Below are 15,231 nucleotides of genomic sequence, written 5' to 3' on the forward strand. Positions count from 1 at the left end.
CCCATTCGGAGACGACGGCAATGAAGATTGGCGAACTGGCGAAACTCACCGACTGTCAGGTCGAGACCATCCGTTACTACGAGCGCGAAGGACTGCTGCCGGAACCGGCCCGCAGCGAAGGCAACTACCGCCTCTACACCCAGGCCCACACCGAGCGCCTGACCTTTATCCGCAACTGCCGCAGCCTGGACATGACCCTCGAAGAAATCCGCAGCCTGCTCAACCTGCGGGACAGCCCCGAAGGCCAGTGCGCCAGCGTCAATGCCCTGATCGACGAGCACATCCATCACGTCAAGGCGCGCATCGACGGGCTACTGGTGCTCCAGGAGCAACTGCTGGACCTGCGCCAGCGCTGCAGCGAAGGGCCGGACCTGGATCACTGCGGCATCCTCCAGCGTCTGGAAGTCAGCGGCTCGGTGGCCCCCAGCGAGGCCGAGCCGTCCCATGTCGGCCGCAGCCACGGGCATTGAGCCTGAGGCTGGGCGCCGTGGTTTCAGGAACCCCGGCGCCCCGCCACCGCCAGTAATCGCTGATATACAAGCTCCAGTACATCCAGCAGCCGCTGATCCAGCTGCCGCCAGGCCAGGCCCAGACGCACCAGCCACGCGCTGAACAACCCCACCAGGCAACCACCAAGAATATCGAAGGGGAAATGCACGCCCAGGTAGACCCGCGCCCAGCTCACCAGCACCGCCAGGGCCAGCATGGCCAGCCCGGTCTTGCGCAGGGACGCCAGGATCAGGGCAAAGGCCATGGCGAACATGCCGCTGGCGTGGTCACTGGGAAAAGAGGCTCCGGGCGCATGGGCGAGAAAATTCTGCCCCAACTCCAGCATGAAGGGCCGCGGATGGAACCACAGGCCACGGATCAGCAGATTGCAGGCCAGGGCGACCACAATGCTCGAGGTCCCGAGCAGGACGGTCATTCTCTGCCGGCGCTCGCCAAAGACCCAGAACACCAGGAGCAGCAGCGGGACACAAAGGACCACCCATTGGGCGATAAAGATCGCCAGTTCACGCATGGGCAGCGATGCCTCGGCGCTGGCATTGATGGCCAGGAACAGGCTGCGATTGAGTTCTTCCATTCAGGGGCTCGCGATCAACATCAAAAGGACGACGTCCAGGCTTTCCCGGACCACTCCTGAGAGGCTAGTCGCCCGGCAGGCACGACGATGCCCGGAATACCTCCCGGGCAAAGGTCGATAAAGGCATCGGGGAAAATCGACAGGGGCCTCGGGGCCCCTGGTTGCAGGCGCTAAAAGACTTAAACCGCCATCGGCGCGGTCATCGGCGCATGGTGCTCATAGCCTTCCAGAGAGAAATCGCTCGGTTCGATCAGCTCCAGCCATTCCGGCTGGTAGACGCCGGTCTTGGCGAACTCCGGCACGCGCTCGGAAATCACCAGCTTGGGCATCGGGAACGGCTCGCGCTTGAGCTGCTCATTGAGCATGTCCAGGTGGTTTTCGTAGACGTGGGCATCACCGATGAAATAGGTGAACCAGCGCGGCGTGTAGCCGGTCAGGCGACCGATCAGGCTCAGCAGCGCGGCGCCCTCGGTGAGGTTGAACGGCGTCCCCAGCCCCAGGTCGTTGGAGCGGATGTAGAGGGTCAGGGAGATTTCCCGGGTCTCGACATTGGGGTGGAACTGATACAGCAAGTGACACGGCGGCAAGGCCATTTCATCCAGCTGCGCGCAGTTCCAGCCGTGGAACAGGATTCGCCGGCTGCCCGGGTCGTTGATGATGGTGTCAACGCACTGGCGGACCTGATCGATGGCCTTGTACAGCACCACGTAACCCTGGCCCTCTTCCTCGCCTGCGGCGATCTGCCGGTAGCCCTGGCTAAGCGCCAGGTCGATGGCGGCCTGGTTGCTGGTCTTGATCTGCTTGTAGGCCGGCCACTTGCGCCACTGCACGCCATAGATCTCGCCCAGATCGTCATCACCCTGGCGGAACGGGTTGGCCAGCCACTGGGCGTTTTCGTTGGCGTTCTGATCCCAGACCTTGCAGCCCAGGGCACGGAACTCGGCGGCGTTGTTCACCCCGCGCAGGAAGCCGACCATTTCGCCGATGGCCGACTTGAAGGCCATCTTGCGGGTGGTGATGGCCGGAAAACCTTCCTTGAGGTCGTAGCGCAGCATGGCCCCGGGGAAACTGATGGTGTTCACACCGGTGCGGTTGGCCTGCTTGGTGCCGTTGTTGATGACGTGGGCCACCAGATCAAGATATTGCTTCATGAATTACCTGCATCCTTGAACCCGGGGCTGGCGCCCCGGGGTTCGAATTTATTGCGCCGCGCTCTGGGCCGGAGCGCGATGATAAGCCAGCCAGATCAGGCCCAGGCCGCCGAGAATCATCGGCACGCAGAGAACCTGACCCATGGTCAGCCAGCCAAAAGCCAGGTAGCCGAGCTGGGCATCCGGGACCCGGACGAACTCGACGACAAAGCGGAAAATACCGTAGAACAGGGCGAACATACCGGAAACCGCCATGGTCGGCCGGGGTTTGCGCGAGAACAGCCACAGGATCAGGAACAACGCCACGCCCTCCAGGGCGAACTGATACAACTGCGACGGATGCCGCGGCAACTGCGCCGGATCGCTGAACGGCGGGAAGATCATCGCCCAAGGCACGTCGGTGGGTTTGCCCCACAGCTCGGCGTTGATGAAATTGCCAATACGCCCGGCCCCCAGGCCAATCGGCACCATGGGCGCGACGAAGTCCATCAGCTCGAAGAAGCTCTTGTTGTTGCGCTTGCCGAACCACCAGGCCGCCAGCATTACCCCGATGAAACCGCCGTGGAACGACATGCCGCCCTTCCATACCTCGAAGATCAGGGTTGGGTTGGCCAGGTAGGCACTGAGGTCGTAGAACAGCACGTAACCCAGCCGCCCACCGACGATCACCCCCATGGACATCCAGAACACCATGTCCGAGAGCTTTTCCTTGCTCCAGGTCGGATCGAAACGGTTCAGCCGGCGCGACGCCAGCAACCAGGCACCGCCAATGCCGATCAGGTACATCAGGCCGTACCAGTGGATTTTCAGCGGGCCGATGGCCAGCGCTACCGGATCAATCTGCGGGTAAGGCAGCATTGCGACTCCTCGTAAGGGTTAGAACTCTAGATTCCCGGGCGAAATTGCCACTCCAGGATTAAGCCAGGATTGCGTCACCGTTCAGAACAGGAAGCTGATCCCCACGCAGAACAGCAGCGCGGCAAACATTCGCTTCAACAGTCGCGGCGACAGTGTGTGGGCCATGCGCGCACCGATCCGGGCGAACACCATGCTGGTCAGGGCGATGCCCAGCAGCGCCGGTAAATAAACGTAGCCGAGACTATGAGCCGGAAGCTGCGGATCATGCCAGCCCAGAATCATGAAACTTAAGGCACTGGCCAGGGCAATGGGCAAGCCGCAGGCCGATGAAGTGGCCACCGCCTGCTGCATCGGCACGCTGCGCCAGGTGAGAAACGGCACGGTCAGCGAACCGCCGCCAATGCCGAAGATCGCCGAGGCCCAGCCGATCACCCCGCCGGCCGCCGCCAGACCCAGCTTGCCGGGCACCTGGCGACTGGCCTTGGGCTTGAGCTCCAGGGTCATCTGCAAGGCCACCACCAAGGCGAAGACGCCGATGATTTTTTGCAAGTGCGGGCCGGAAATCGCTTCGGCGGTCAGCGCGCCGAACCCGGCCCCCAGCAGAATGCCCAGGGCCATCCACGCAAAGATTGGCCAGCGCACCGCACCACGGCGATGGTGTTCGCGAACGGCGTTGACCGAGGTGAAGATGATGCTGGCCAGAGAGGTACCGACCGCCAGATGGGTCAGCACCGAGGCATCGAAGCCTTGCAGGGTAAAACTGAACACCAGCACCGGGACAATGATGATCCCGCCGCCCACGCCGAACAGCCCGGCCAGTACGCCTGCGCAGGCGCCCAACAGCAGATAGAGCAGAAATTCCATGGGAGCATCCGAAAATAAGACCGGCATGGTAACGGATGCGCCGCCCCGGACTCCACTGGATGGCGATGGATACCCATTGGATCTGTGCGTAAAGTGGGCAAAAACACACAGGGGGCCACCTTAATGTGCTTGATCGTATTCGCCTGGCGGCCGGGTCATGCTCAGCCACTGATCGTCGCGGCCAACCGTGACGAATTCTACGCCCGGCCCAGCCTGCCTCTGGGGCAATGGCCGGAGTCGCCGCAGATCCACGCCGGACGCGACCTGGAGGCGGGAGGCACCTGGCTTGGTGTCGGTGCCAATGGCCGCTTTGCCGCCCTGACCAATATCCGCAACCCTCATCAACCCCCGGCACGACGCTCCCGGGGCGAACTGGTGGCGCGCTTTCTCGCCGGGGACGTGGCCCTGGAAGACTATCTGCACGATGTGGTGGGCCGCTCGGTGGAGTACGCCGGTTTCAACCTGTTGCTGGGCACAGCAGAACAACTGTGGCACTACAACGCCCAGGATGTGGAACCGCAATTGCTCAAGCCCGGCGTCTACGGCCTGTCCAATGCCGGACTCGATACGCCGTGGCCCAAGTTGCTCAAGGCCAAGGCCGCGCTGCAGGAAGTGCTGCCCAATCCGCAACCGCAGGCCCTGCTGGCGCTGCTGAGCGATCCGCAAACCGCGCCCTTCGCCGAGCTGCCGGATACTGGAGTCGGGTTGGCCACTGAAAGCCTGCTGTCCAGCGTGTTCATCGCCAGCCCCAGCTACGGCACTCGCGCCAGTACCGCGCTGATCGTCAACGCCGACGGTTCGCGGCATTTGCTGGAACGCAGTTTCGGCCCTTATGGCGGGCACCTGGGAGAGGTCGAGCTGAAGGTGTGAAGCGTTCGTCGTCAAGCCGGCTCCTACACAGGCCTTCGTAGGAGCCGGCTTGCCGGCGAAGAAAACACCTCGATTACAGGGTCTTGCTCGAAGCCGGATTGATCATCCGCGCCAGACCGAGCTTCTTCAGCGCCAATTGCAGCGAGCTGTGGATGACTTGCGGGTTGTCGATGGTCATCATCTCGTCCAGCAGTTCCTTGGCCTTGCTCAGGTTGATCTGACGCAGCATCCACTTCACTTTCGGCAAGTTGGTGGCGTTCATCGACAGGCTGTCGAAACCCATGGCCATCAGCAGCACCGCAGCCGCCGGGTCACCGGCCATTTCGCCACAGATGCTCACCGGCTTGCCTTCGGCATGGGCGTCACGCACCACGTTCTGCAGCGCTTGCAGCACAGCCGGATGCAGGTAGTCGTAGAGGTCGGCGACCCGCGGGTTGTTGCGGTCCACCGCCAGCAGGTACTGAGTCAGGTCGTTGGAACCCACCGAGAGGAAGTCCACCTGGCGCGCCAGTTCCCGGGTCTGATAGACCGCCGCCGGAATCTCGATCATCACCCCCACCGGAGGCATGGGCACATCGGTGCCTTCATCGCGGACTTCACCCCAGGCACGGTGGATCAGGTGCAGGGCTTCTTCCAGTTCATGGATACCGGAAATCATCGGCAGCAGAATGCGCAGGTTGTTCAGGCCCTCGCTGGCCTTGAGCATCGCCCGGGCCTGCACCAGGAAGATTTCCGGGTGGTCGAGGGTCACGCGGATGCCGCGCCAACCAAGGAAGGGGTTGTCTTCCTTGATCGGGAAATACGACAGCGACTTGTCACCGCCAATGTCCAGGCTGCGCATGGTCACCGGCTGCGGATGGAAGGCCGCCAGTTGCTCGCGATAGATCGCCAGCTGTTCTTTCTCGCTGGGGAAGCGCTGGTTGATCATGAACGGCACTTCGGTGCGATACAGGCCTACGCCCTCGGCACCGCGCTTCTGCGCCCGGGCCACATCGGCCAGCAGGCCGGTGTTGACCCACAGCGGCATGCGGTGGCCATCAGGGGTGATGCAAGGCAGGTCGCGTAACGCGTCCAGGCCCTGGGCCAGTTGTCGCTCTTCTTCCACCACATCGGCGAACTGCTTGCGCAGCACGTCACTGGGGTTGGTGTAGACCTCACCGTGGTAGCCGTCGACGATCATCTGGATGCCGTCGACCTTGGAGTACGGCAGGTCGACAAGGCCCATCACCGTGGGAATGCCCATGGCCCGGGCCAGGATGGCCACGTGGGAGTTGCCCGACCCCAGCACCGACACCAGCCCCACCAGCTTGCCTTCCGGCACTTCGCCGAGCATGGCCGGGGTCAGTTCTTCACTGACCAGGATGGTGTTGTCGGGGTAGACCAGGGTCTGCTGGCGCTCTTCCTGCAGATAGGCCAGGAGCCGTCGCCCCAGGTCCTTGACGTCCGAGGCACGCTCGCGCAGGTAGGCGTCGTCCATCAACTCGAAACGGTTGACGTGATCGGTGACCACTTGGCGCAACGCACCCTGGGCCCATTGCCCGGTCTTGATCACGGTCTTCACTTCGCTGCCCAGGGAGGCGTCGTCGAGCATCATCAGGTAGACGTCGAACAGCGCGCGCTCTTCCGGGCGCAGTTGGGTCGCGAGTTTTTCCGACAACGCCCGCATATCGGCGCGCACCCCTTCCAGGGCGGTCTTGAACAGCCCCAACTCGGCGTCGATGTCGGTGATGTATTTGTCCGGCACCACGTCCAGGTCGGCCGGCGGCAACATCACCACCGCGCTGCCTACCGCGGCACCGGGGGAGCCCGGCACGCCAATGAACTTGGCCTCCTGAATGCCCTTGCCCTGGCGCCCCAGGCCGCGGATCGAACCGGTGGCCTCGGCATGGGCGATCACCCCGGCCAGTTGCGCGCTCATGGTCACCAGGAAGGCTTCTTCGCCCTCGTCGAACTGGCGGCGCTCTTTCTGCTGGATGACCAGAACACCCACTACGCGCCGATGGTGAATGATCGGGGCGCCGAGGAACGAGGCGTAACGCTCCTCACCGGTTTCGGCGAAATAGCGATAACGCGGGTGATCGGCAGCGTTTTCCAGGTTGAGAGGTTCTTCCCGAGTGCCCACCAGACCGACCAGGCCTTCGTTGGGAGCCATGCTGACCTTGCCGATGGAGCGCTTATTCAAGCCCTCGGTGGCCATCAGCACGAAACGGTTGGTTTCCGGGTCCAGCAGATAGACCGAGCAGACCTGGCTGCCCATGGCCTCTTTGACGCGCAATACAATAATCCCCAACGCCGCCTTGAGATCCTTGGCGGAGTTAACTTCCTGGACGATCTTGCGCAGCGTATTGAGCATGGCTCGGGGTCGAACTCCGTCGTCAGTCGCGCACTAAAAGGCGCGGGGCAAGCTCTTTGAGAGCGCGGCGATACACTTCGCGCTTGAATGTCACCACCTGGCCCAACGGATACCAATAACTGACCCAGCGCCAGCCATCGAATTCCGGTTTACCGGTCAAATCCATCCGCACCCGCTGCTCGTTGGAGATCAGGCGCAGGAGAAACCATTTCTGTTTCTGGCCGATGCACAGCGGCTGGCTGTGGGTCCGGACCAGACGCTGCGGCAAACGATAGCGCAACCAGCCCCGGGTGCAGGCGAGAATTTGCACATCTTCGCGCTCCAGCCCTACTTCTTCGTTCAACTCGCGATACAAGGCGTCTTCCGGCGTCTCGTCGGGGTTGATGCCCCCTTGAGGAAACTGCCAGGCATCTTGATTGATACGGCGAGCCCATAGCACCTGTCCGGCATCATTGGTCAGAATGATCCCGACATTGGGGCGGAAACCATCGGGGTCGATCACGGCTACAACCTCGCAAACGCATGTCGCCGCATTGTTCCACAAAGCTTGGGAATGCAGCAACGAGGCTGCTTACCTTATGTGCACTCTTGTGAAAAGACCGTATTCTGGGCACCTTTTTCCGCGACTTTTCAGCGAGTAACTGCAATGCGCCTGGCTTTATTCGACTTGGACAACACGCTTCTGGGCGGCGACAGCGACCACGCCTGGGGCGACTACCTGTGCGAGCGGGGCTTCCTCGACGCCGTCGCCTACAAGACCCGCAACGACGAGTTCTACCAGGACTACCTGGCCGGCAAACTCGACAACGCCGCCTACCTGAACTTCTGCCTGGAAATCCTCGGCCGCACCGAGATGGCCGTGCTCGAACAATGGCATCGCGACTACATGCGCGACTGCATCGAGCCCATCCTGCTGCCCAAGGCCCAGGCCCTGCTGGCCCAGCACCGCGAGGCCGGCGACAAGCTGGTGATCATCACCGCCACCAACCGCTTCATCACGGCGCCGATCGCCGAGCGCCTGGGGGTGGAACACCTGATCGCCACTGAATGCGAAATGCAGGACGGCCGCTACACCGGACGCAGCACCGACGTACCGTGCTTCCGTGAAGGCAAGGTCATCCGCCTGCAGCGCTGGCTGGAAGAAACCGGTCATGACCTGGAAGGCAGCTACTTCTACAGCGACTCGATGAACGATCTGCCGCTGCTCGAGCAAGTGGCCACCCCAGTGGCCGTCGACCCTGATCCAAACCTGCGGGCCGAGGCTCTGAAACGCGGCTGGCAGGTGATCAGCCTGCGAGATTGAGCGCTTCGCGGCAACCGGCTCCTGCACAAGCGGTCGTAGGAGCCGGCTTGCCGGCGAAGGCTCCTAAACCGGCTTGGCCACCATCAAATAGAAAATCGCCATAAAGGCCAGAAACGCCGGCCAGCCCAAGGCGAACCACCAGCGCATGTAAAGGTTTGCCCGCAAGGGCATCGGCACGCCGTCCCGCAGCGCCTGCTCAGCCATCTTGTGCACCCGGATCTGCAGCCAGACCACCGGCAACCAGCACACGCCCGCCAACACATAGAGCCCCAGGCTCCACATCAGCCAGGCTTGCTGGATCGGCCAACCCGCCAGATGCACCAATCCCAGCCCACTCAATGGCTGGAAGACCGCCGTAGTTGCAGTAAAGGCCCAATCGGCGAACACCAAGTGCTTGAATGTCACAGCAATCACTTCCAGCTTGCCGCTGCGCCAGGCCCGCAGTGCGTAATAGGCCGAACCCGCGCCGAGACCGAAAAGAACGGTCGAGGACAGGATATGCAGGGTTTTCAACAGCAGATAAGCGCTCATCGACGGGGTTCAGTCCACAACAGCCATAGGGTCGCCACCATCAGCACCAGGTTCTTGGCCACGGCGGCATAAGGGTCAAACCAGAAATGCGGCAGGATCAGACTGATGATCAGGGTATAGCCGAGCATCAGTGCGAGCTGCGCCTGCAAAGCCCGCCGGCGCCAACGCCGCAGCAGCAGACCGACACCCAGCACCGCGTCGCAGAACGATCCCACGATCACCGCCAATGCCGCCCAGGCGCCCTGCACCCCGGCCTCGGCCATGATCCGCAAGCCCCAGTCGTAGCCAGGGCCGATACACACCACCGCAGTACCCAGCCAGATCAGCACCATTACCGCCAGCATTAGCGGTCGCAGCGCCAACTGAGTGCTCTGTGCGGCCTGTGGCCAGTCTTGCAGCCGGGCTGCCAGGGGCGCGGCGTGATAACCGCAGACCGACGCCAGTACTTCAGGGTCCCCCAGGTTGTCGCAACGGGCCATGCTCAGGCTCTGCCGGTTCAGGGCCCGCCAGCCCAGGCGCTCCCCCACCCTTGCGACCAGCGCCAGGACGACTGAGGGCAACTGGAAATAGCGCGCAGGGGCCCAGCCCTGGGCCGCACGCAGACGATCCAGCAACTGCGCCATGGTCATCCGTTCAGGGCCAACCAGCGGCAGCACCATGGACTGCGCAGGCCATTGCCCGATCAACGCAAGCACGGCAGCACTCAGGTCATCCACATGCAGGGGCTGCATTCGGGCCTTGGCGGACAACAATGGAATCAGCGGCCAGGGCGACAGCCGGGCCAGCCAGCCACTGCTGGCGCCACCCGCGCCAAGCACCAGGGATGGCCGCAACACCACGGCCGGAATACCCAGGCGCAGCAGGTAATCATCCGCAGCCGCCTTGCTCGCCAGAAACGGCACTTGCGGCTGCTGGCCGGCGCCCAAGGCGGAAATCTGCAACACCCGTACACCCCGGGCTGCCGCCAGATCGAACAGCGCACGGGTCCCCAGGTCCTGAGTCAGAGTCAGTGCCTGGGCATCATTGCTCAACAGCCCGGCAGCATTGATCAACAGGTCGGTATCAGCAGGCAAGTCAAAAGGCTGCGGCTCAAGCCCCAGGCGATCGAGGTCCAGTTGCCGCCATTGCACGCCAGGCAGACTCCGGGTTTGCCGATGGCGACTGGTGGCAATGAGTTGATGGCCGGCGGCGTGCAACGCCGCCAGCAGATGACGGCCGACAAACCCTGTAGCCCCCACCAGAAGAACCTTCATGGCAATCCTTAAGGGTTAGACCGGCTTGGCGCCCATGAGACCGGCAATGGTGACGAAACACACCGCACTGAAGATCGCCAGCACCAGGGTGAAGGTCAGGCCACTGGCGGCCTTGGCCTGACGCAGACGGTTGAGGCGCACCATCAGCCATAGCCAGGCCAGAGCCCCCAGGGTGTAGAGCACACTGGAGCCCAGAACCCAGGTCTGCCCCAGCGGCCAACCCACCAGATGCACCAGCCACCAGCCGCTGAATGGCAGGGTCAGCAAGCCCACCGCCAGCAGCAACCAGCCGAACAACCCCGGACGGTGCAGCACGCGGCTGTAGACCGTCGCATCACCTTGGCGGCGCAGGCGCCAGACCCAGATCGCCAGGCCCAGTGCACTGCCCAAGAGCAGCACGGTAGCCAGCACATGAAGCGTCTTCAGCGTGGTCAGTATTTCCATGTTCTCGCTTCCTTAAGGCTCCGATCCTCAGCGTAGTCGTTCAGCCGAGGAACAGCTGATAAGCCGGGTTATCGCTTTCATCCCAGTACGGATAGCCGATCTGCTCCAGGGCCGCCGGCACCAGATGACGCTCATCGGCCGGTACTTGCAGGCCGGCGACCACTCGGCCATCGGCCGCGCCATGGTTACGGTAATGGAACATGGAGATGTTCCAGCGCCCGCCCAGCTTGTTGAGGAAGTTGAACAGCGCCCCCGGACGCTCCGGGAATTCGAAGCGCAGCACCACTTCGTCGCTGACCTTCTCCGCATGGCCACCGACCATGTAACGGATATGCAGTTTGGCCAGTTCGTTGTCGGTCAGGTCGATCACCGGGAAACCCTGATCGGTCAGGCTGGCGACCAGAGCACTGCGCGGATCGTTTTCCGGGTGAGTCTGAACGCCGACAAAGATGTGGGCTTCGCTGCCGGTGTTGTACCGGTAGTTGAATTCGGTGATCTGACGCTTGCCCACCGCTTCGCAGAACGCCTTGAAGCTGCCCGGTTTCTCGGGAATGGTCACGGCGATGATGGCTTCACGGCCCTCGCCCAGCTCGGCGCGCTCGGCGACGTGGCGCAAGCGGTCGAAATTGACGTTGGCCCCGGAATCGATGGCCACCAGGGTCTGCCCGGTGATACCGCGCTGCTCGACGTACTTCTTGATCCCCGCCACGCCCAAAGCGCCGGCAGGTTCGGTGATCGAGCGGGTATCGTCGTAGATGTCCTTGATTGCCGCACAGATTTCGTCGGTGCTGACGGTAATCACTTCATCCACATAGTCCTTGCAGATGTCGAAGGTGTACTGACCGATCTGCGCCACCGCCACACCGTCGGCGAAGATGCCCACCGTCGGCAGCACGACCCGCTCACCCGCAGCCATGGCCACTTGCAGGCAGTTGGAGTCGTCCGGCTCGACACCGATCACCTTGATCTCAGGACGCAGGTACTTCACGTAAGCGGCAATACCGGCGATCAGCCCGCCACCGCCCACCGGCACGAAAATCGCGTCCAGCGGCCCCGGGTGCTGACGCAGGATCTCCATGGCCACAGTGCCCTGCCCGGCAATGGTGTGGGGATCGTCGTAAGGATGGATATAGACGTAGCCTTTTTCATCCACCAGCTTCAGCGAATAGGCCAGTGCTTCGGGGAAAGAGTCGCCATGCAGCACCACCTTGCCGCCACGGGAACGCACGCCTTCGACCTTGATCTCCGGCGTGGTCTTGGGCATCACGATGGTGGCCTTGACCCCCAGCACCTTGGCCGCCAGGGCCAGGCCTTGGGCATGGTTGCCCGCCGACGCGGTGACCACGCCGCGCGCGCGCTCGGCATCGCTGAGCTGGGTCAGCTTGTTGTAGGCGCCACGAATCTTGAACGAGAACACCGGCTGCAAGTCTTCACGCTTGAGCCAGATCTGATTGCCCAGCCGCTCGGAGAGCTGGCGGGCAGTCTGCAATGGGGTTTCTACGGCAACGTCATAAACGCGCGAGGTGAGGATCTTCTTGACGTACTGTTCGAGCATCGGAAAGCATCACTGAGCGGGTTGGGCAGGGCCAGGGAGTCTAACCCAGCGTTTGTCTGCACGACCACACGAATACAGAGGTTTTAGCCGCGCCCCGAACGAGCCGAGAAGCCAAACGGGCAATGACCTGATCTGCCGCGGCGCCTATAATGCCGGCCTTTGTGCCCCCCTTGCCCGCTTCGGAGCCCGCATGACCCAGGATCAACTCAAACAGGCAGTCGCCCAGGCCGCCGTCGACCTTATCCTCCCGAAACTCGATGACAAGAGCATCGTCGGGGTCGGTACCGGCTCCACCGCCAACTGCTTCATCGATGCCCTGGCCCTGCACAAGGGCGCCTTCGACGGCGCCGTAGCCAGCTCCGAAGCCACCGCCGCACGCCTCAAGGGCCACGGGATTCCCGTGTACGAACTCAATACCGTCAGCGACCTGGAGTTCTACATCGACGGTGCCGACGAGAGCGATGAGCACCTGAACCTGATCAAGGGTGGCGGCGCAGCCCTGACCCGGGAAAAGATCGTGGCCGCCGTGGCCAAGACCTTTATCTGCATCGCCGACGCCAGCAAGCTGGTACCGGTCCTGGGCAACTTCCCACTGCCTGTTGAAGTGATCCCGATGGCCCGCAGTCACGTAGCCCGCGAACTGGTGAAACTGGGCGGCGACCCGGTGTACCGCGAAGGGGTGATCACCGATAACGGCAACATCATCCTCGACGTGCACAACATGCAGATCACCAACCCGGTGGAGCTGGAAAGCCAGATCAACGGGATTGTCGGCGTGGTCACCAATGGCCTGTTCGCCGCGCGCCCTGCGGATGTACTGCTGCTGGGTACAGCCGAAGGGGTAAAAACCCTCAAGGCCTGAGCCAGCCCTGCGGGAAGGAGCCGGCGGACGGGCGAAGGCGGTTTTGCAAGCCTCTTCGCTGGCCAGCCAGCTCCTACATCGGTTTCTTGAAGACGTAGAACAGGTTCGGTTCGCTCACCAGATACAGGGTGCCGTCGTCATCCATCGCCATCCCTTCGGCCTGAGGCACGGCCTTGCTCAGGCCTTGGCGGCCCTTGCCCAATGCCAGGGTGCTCAGCGGGCGCCCTTCGACGTCCAGCTCAACCACCAGACGCGACTCGTCCGACAAGGCCAGCAGATGACCGCTGCGCTCATCGTATTGCAGGCTGGAGAGGTCGCGGACAAAAAGCCCGGCATCCCGTTTGGGGTTGTTAAGTACATGCACCCCGTAGGACTTTTCCGGATCGTGATGGGGAAAGCCCTGCACCTCATAGATCAGCATCGGGTCGCGCTCCTTGGCGACGAACAAACGCTGGCCTTGTGAATCGTAAGCCAGGCCCTCAAAGCCCTTGTTCCCCGAAAGGTGCACGCCGAGCGTGATCTGCTCCGCCTCTGCCGCATCCACCACGGTGGTTTCATCGTCCAGCTGAATCTTGATCAACCGGTGCTGCCGCTCATCGCTGATCACGTAGGTATTGGCGCTGATGAACTCCACTGCCTCCGGATCACCAAAGCCCAGCAGAGCAATACGCCGCAGGACCTGCCCGTCCAGGGACAGCTCGACCAGCTCGGAATTCTTGTTGGTCACGGTGAACAGGCTGTTGCGCAGCGGATCGTAGGTCAGCGCCGAAACCTCATCCAGCCCCTCAATAGGCTGCGCCTCCAGCACCACTCGATAGTCACCCAGGCCCAGGGAATGGGGGGTCGTCACTTGCCAGTAGGATTGCCAATCGAACCAGGCGCGCTGCCACAACCGATGGTTATGGGCAAATGCGGCAAGCAGCACGGCCATCAGGCAGAGGATCAGGTAGAGAGGTTGCAAGCGGGTCAGACGAAACATTGCGGGCGAACTCGAAATCAGGACAGGCTGATGAAATATCACAGCCGTCTGAATTCAAGCTTAATCGACGGTCCGGCAAAGGCGCCGGACCAGCAGATCATTGCTTCTCGAAGCGATAGAACAGATTGGGCTCACTGACCATATACAGGTTGCCGGCCTCATCCATGGCCACGCCTTCGGCCCGGGGAATGGTGTTCTGCAGGCCGTTGAAGCCGCCGAGCAGGGCCATGAAGCTGACTTGCTCACCCTGCTCGTCCAACTCCAGCAGCAGATGGGAGTCGGCGGACAGCACCAGGGTATGACCGGTACGCGGATCGATGCCCAAGGCCGAGAGGTTGCGCAGGTCGAGTTCGTCGCTGGAGAGCTTCTGCTTGCTGCCCGTGAGCACCTGACTGCCATCGCTGTTCCAGGTGAACAGTGCCGGTGGACGCTCCTCTCCCAACAGCAGCTGCTGCTTGCGCGGGTTCCAGGCGATGGCTTCGAAAGCCTTGTTCTGGTCTTCCGAAGGGCCCAGGTCGTATTTGGGGAAAGCCGCGATATTCAGCTCTTTGGTATCCGCATCGACCTTGACGATCACCAGCGAATGTTCGCGCTCGTCGACAATCGCCAGCAGCCCGTTCTCCAGAACGGCCACCCCTTCCGGGTTGCTCCAGCCCACTAGGGGGATCTTGCGCAGAACGTCGCCTTGCAGGGTCAGTTCCGCCAGGAACGGATGCTTGCCCATCACTGAGAACAGGGTCTTGGTCTGTGGGTTGTAGGAAAGATCGGAGGCTTCATCACGCTCCATGCCAGGCAGCGCCTTGGCATCGATGACCACGCGATAACCGGGCAGCCAGATGCTGGCGCTGCGCTCGGAAGAACTGACAAACCGCTCCTGCACCCAGAGCGCTCCCCGGTCGTCCCAATGCATGAGGCTGGCAACGCCATAGCAGATCACCCCCGCCAGCAGCAGCCAGGAATACCAGCGCATGCGCAGGCGAATACGCGACAGACGATTGCCAAGAGGCTTAGTCAGAGGAGCGGCGTCCATCACAAGAGTTCCAGAGGTCGGCCATAGTTAATAGCACGCAGTTTTCAGATCGGCGAACCATAAACTTAGGAATTATCCGGAACGAATGTGAAAA

16 protein-coding genes are annotated in these 15,231 nt (G+C 62.3%); 4 read left to right on the top strand and 12 right to left on the bottom strand.

What is annotated here, in order from left to right:
- Positions 1 to 20: 20 nt before the first annotated feature.
- Positions 21 to 470: a Cd(II)/Pb(II)-responsive transcriptional regulator gene (gene cadR, locus ACSSVC_RS01965; protein WP_092308673.1), complete on the top strand. Its 450-nt coding sequence runs from the start codon at positions 21 to 23 to the stop codon at positions 468 to 470.
- Positions 471 to 493: 23 nt separating this feature from the next.
- On the opposite strand, the gene ACSSVC_RS01970 is transcribed toward cadR, so the two are convergent.
- The 4 genes from ACSSVC_RS01970 to ACSSVC_RS01985 all read right to left on the bottom strand — a co-directional run bounded on the left by ACSSVC_RS01970 (position 494) and on the right by ACSSVC_RS01985 (position 3,957).
- Positions 494 to 1,084 carry an undecaprenyl-diphosphatase gene (locus ACSSVC_RS01970; RefSeq protein WP_346633278.1) on the bottom strand — a complete coding sequence of 197 codons (591 nt, stop codon included), beginning with the start codon at positions 1,082 to 1,084 and terminating at the stop codon, positions 494 to 496.
- Between the two features lie 179 nt (positions 1,085 to 1,263).
- Positions 1,264 to 2,235 carry a thymidylate synthase gene (locus tag ACSSVC_RS01975; protein WP_102881199.1) on the bottom strand — a complete coding sequence of 324 codons (972 nt, stop codon included), beginning with the start codon at positions 2,233 to 2,235 and terminating at the stop codon, positions 1,264 to 1,266.
- Between the two features lie 48 nt (positions 2,236 to 2,283).
- Entirely contained in the window at positions 2,284 to 3,093 is an 810-nt protein-coding gene (lgt, locus tag ACSSVC_RS01980) for a prolipoprotein diacylglyceryl transferase (protein ID WP_253128521.1), read from the bottom strand.
- 81 nt (positions 3,094 to 3,174) lie between these two features.
- Positions 3,175 to 3,957, bottom strand: a complete 783-nt coding sequence (locus ACSSVC_RS01985) for a sulfite exporter TauE/SafE family protein (RefSeq protein WP_346633279.1) — start codon at positions 3,955 to 3,957, stop codon at positions 3,175 to 3,177.
- Between the two features lie 123 nt (positions 3,958 to 4,080).
- Between ACSSVC_RS01985 and ACSSVC_RS01990 the strand changes: the two genes are divergently transcribed.
- On the top strand, positions 4,081 to 4,827 hold the full coding sequence (locus ACSSVC_RS01990) for an NRDE family protein (protein WP_346633280.1): 747 nt from the start codon (positions 4,081 to 4,083) through the stop codon (positions 4,825 to 4,827).
- Positions 4,828 to 4,900: 73 nt separating this feature from the next.
- Here the strand turns inward: ACSSVC_RS01990 and ptsP are convergent, their stop codons facing one another.
- A complete protein-coding gene (gene ptsP / locus ACSSVC_RS01995; protein ID WP_346633281.1) occupies positions 4,901 to 7,180 on the bottom strand; it encodes a phosphoenolpyruvate--protein phosphotransferase in 2,280 nt (759 codons plus the stop codon).
- Between the two features lie 22 nt (positions 7,181 to 7,202).
- A complete protein-coding gene (locus ACSSVC_RS02000) occupies positions 7,203 to 7,682 on the bottom strand; it encodes an RNA pyrophosphohydrolase (RefSeq protein ID WP_011064073.1) in 480 nt (159 codons plus the stop codon).
- Between the two features lie 144 nt (positions 7,683 to 7,826).
- Here ACSSVC_RS02000 and ACSSVC_RS02005 point away from each other — a divergent pair, with 144 nt between their 5' ends.
- Positions 7,827 to 8,483, top strand: a complete 657-nt coding sequence (locus ACSSVC_RS02005) for a histidinol-phosphatase (RefSeq protein ID WP_102862126.1) — start codon at positions 7,827 to 7,829, stop codon at positions 8,481 to 8,483.
- Between the two features lie 63 nt (positions 8,484 to 8,546).
- Here ACSSVC_RS02005 and ACSSVC_RS02010 read toward each other — a convergent pair whose 3' ends face one another.
- Genes ACSSVC_RS02010 through ilvA form a run of 4 tightly spaced genes read right to left on the bottom strand, consistent with a single transcriptional unit; the run spans position 8,547 to position 12,266 of the window.
- Positions 8,547 to 9,014: a DUF2269 family protein gene (locus tag ACSSVC_RS02010; RefSeq protein ID WP_346633282.1), complete on the bottom strand. Its 468-nt coding sequence runs from the start codon at positions 9,012 to 9,014 to the stop codon at positions 8,547 to 8,549.
- On the bottom strand, positions 9,011 to 10,267 hold the full coding sequence (locus tag ACSSVC_RS02015; RefSeq protein ID WP_492611946.1) for an SDR family oxidoreductase: 1,257 nt from the start codon (positions 10,265 to 10,267) through the stop codon (positions 9,011 to 9,013). Before ACSSVC_RS02015 ends, ACSSVC_RS02010 begins: the two co-directional genes overlap by 4 nt.
- 15 nt (positions 10,268 to 10,282) lie before the next feature.
- Positions 10,283 to 10,711 carry a DUF2269 family protein gene (locus ACSSVC_RS02020; RefSeq protein WP_346633284.1) on the bottom strand — a complete coding sequence of 143 codons (429 nt, stop codon included), beginning with the start codon at positions 10,709 to 10,711 and terminating at the stop codon, positions 10,283 to 10,285.
- Between the two features lie 40 nt (positions 10,712 to 10,751).
- Positions 10,752 to 12,266 carry a threonine ammonia-lyase, biosynthetic gene (gene ilvA, locus ACSSVC_RS02025; RefSeq protein WP_346633285.1) on the bottom strand — a complete coding sequence of 505 codons (1,515 nt, stop codon included), beginning with the start codon at positions 12,264 to 12,266 and terminating at the stop codon, positions 10,752 to 10,754.
- A 190-nt stretch (positions 12,267 to 12,456) separates the two neighbouring features.
- On the opposite strand from ilvA, the gene rpiA reads away from it, so the two are divergent.
- On the top strand, positions 12,457 to 13,128 hold the full coding sequence (rpiA, locus tag ACSSVC_RS02030; protein WP_346633286.1) for a ribose-5-phosphate isomerase RpiA: 672 nt from the start codon (positions 12,457 to 12,459) through the stop codon (positions 13,126 to 13,128).
- Positions 13,129 to 13,201: 73 nt separating this feature from the next.
- Here the strand turns inward: rpiA and ACSSVC_RS02035 are convergent, their stop codons facing one another.
- Together ACSSVC_RS02035 and ACSSVC_RS02040 are read right to left on the bottom strand one after the other, a co-directional pair.
- Entirely contained in the window at positions 13,202 to 14,107 is a 906-nt protein-coding gene (locus ACSSVC_RS02035) for an SdiA-regulated domain-containing protein (protein ID WP_346633287.1), read from the bottom strand.
- Between the two features lie 97 nt (positions 14,108 to 14,204).
- A complete protein-coding gene (locus ACSSVC_RS02040) occupies positions 14,205 to 15,137 on the bottom strand; it encodes an SdiA-regulated domain-containing protein (RefSeq protein WP_283988105.1) in 933 nt (310 codons plus the stop codon).
- Between the last annotated feature and the right edge of the window lie 94 nt (positions 15,138 to 15,231).

Source organism: Pseudomonas sp. E1BtOHC1 (genome assembly GCF_058744285.1).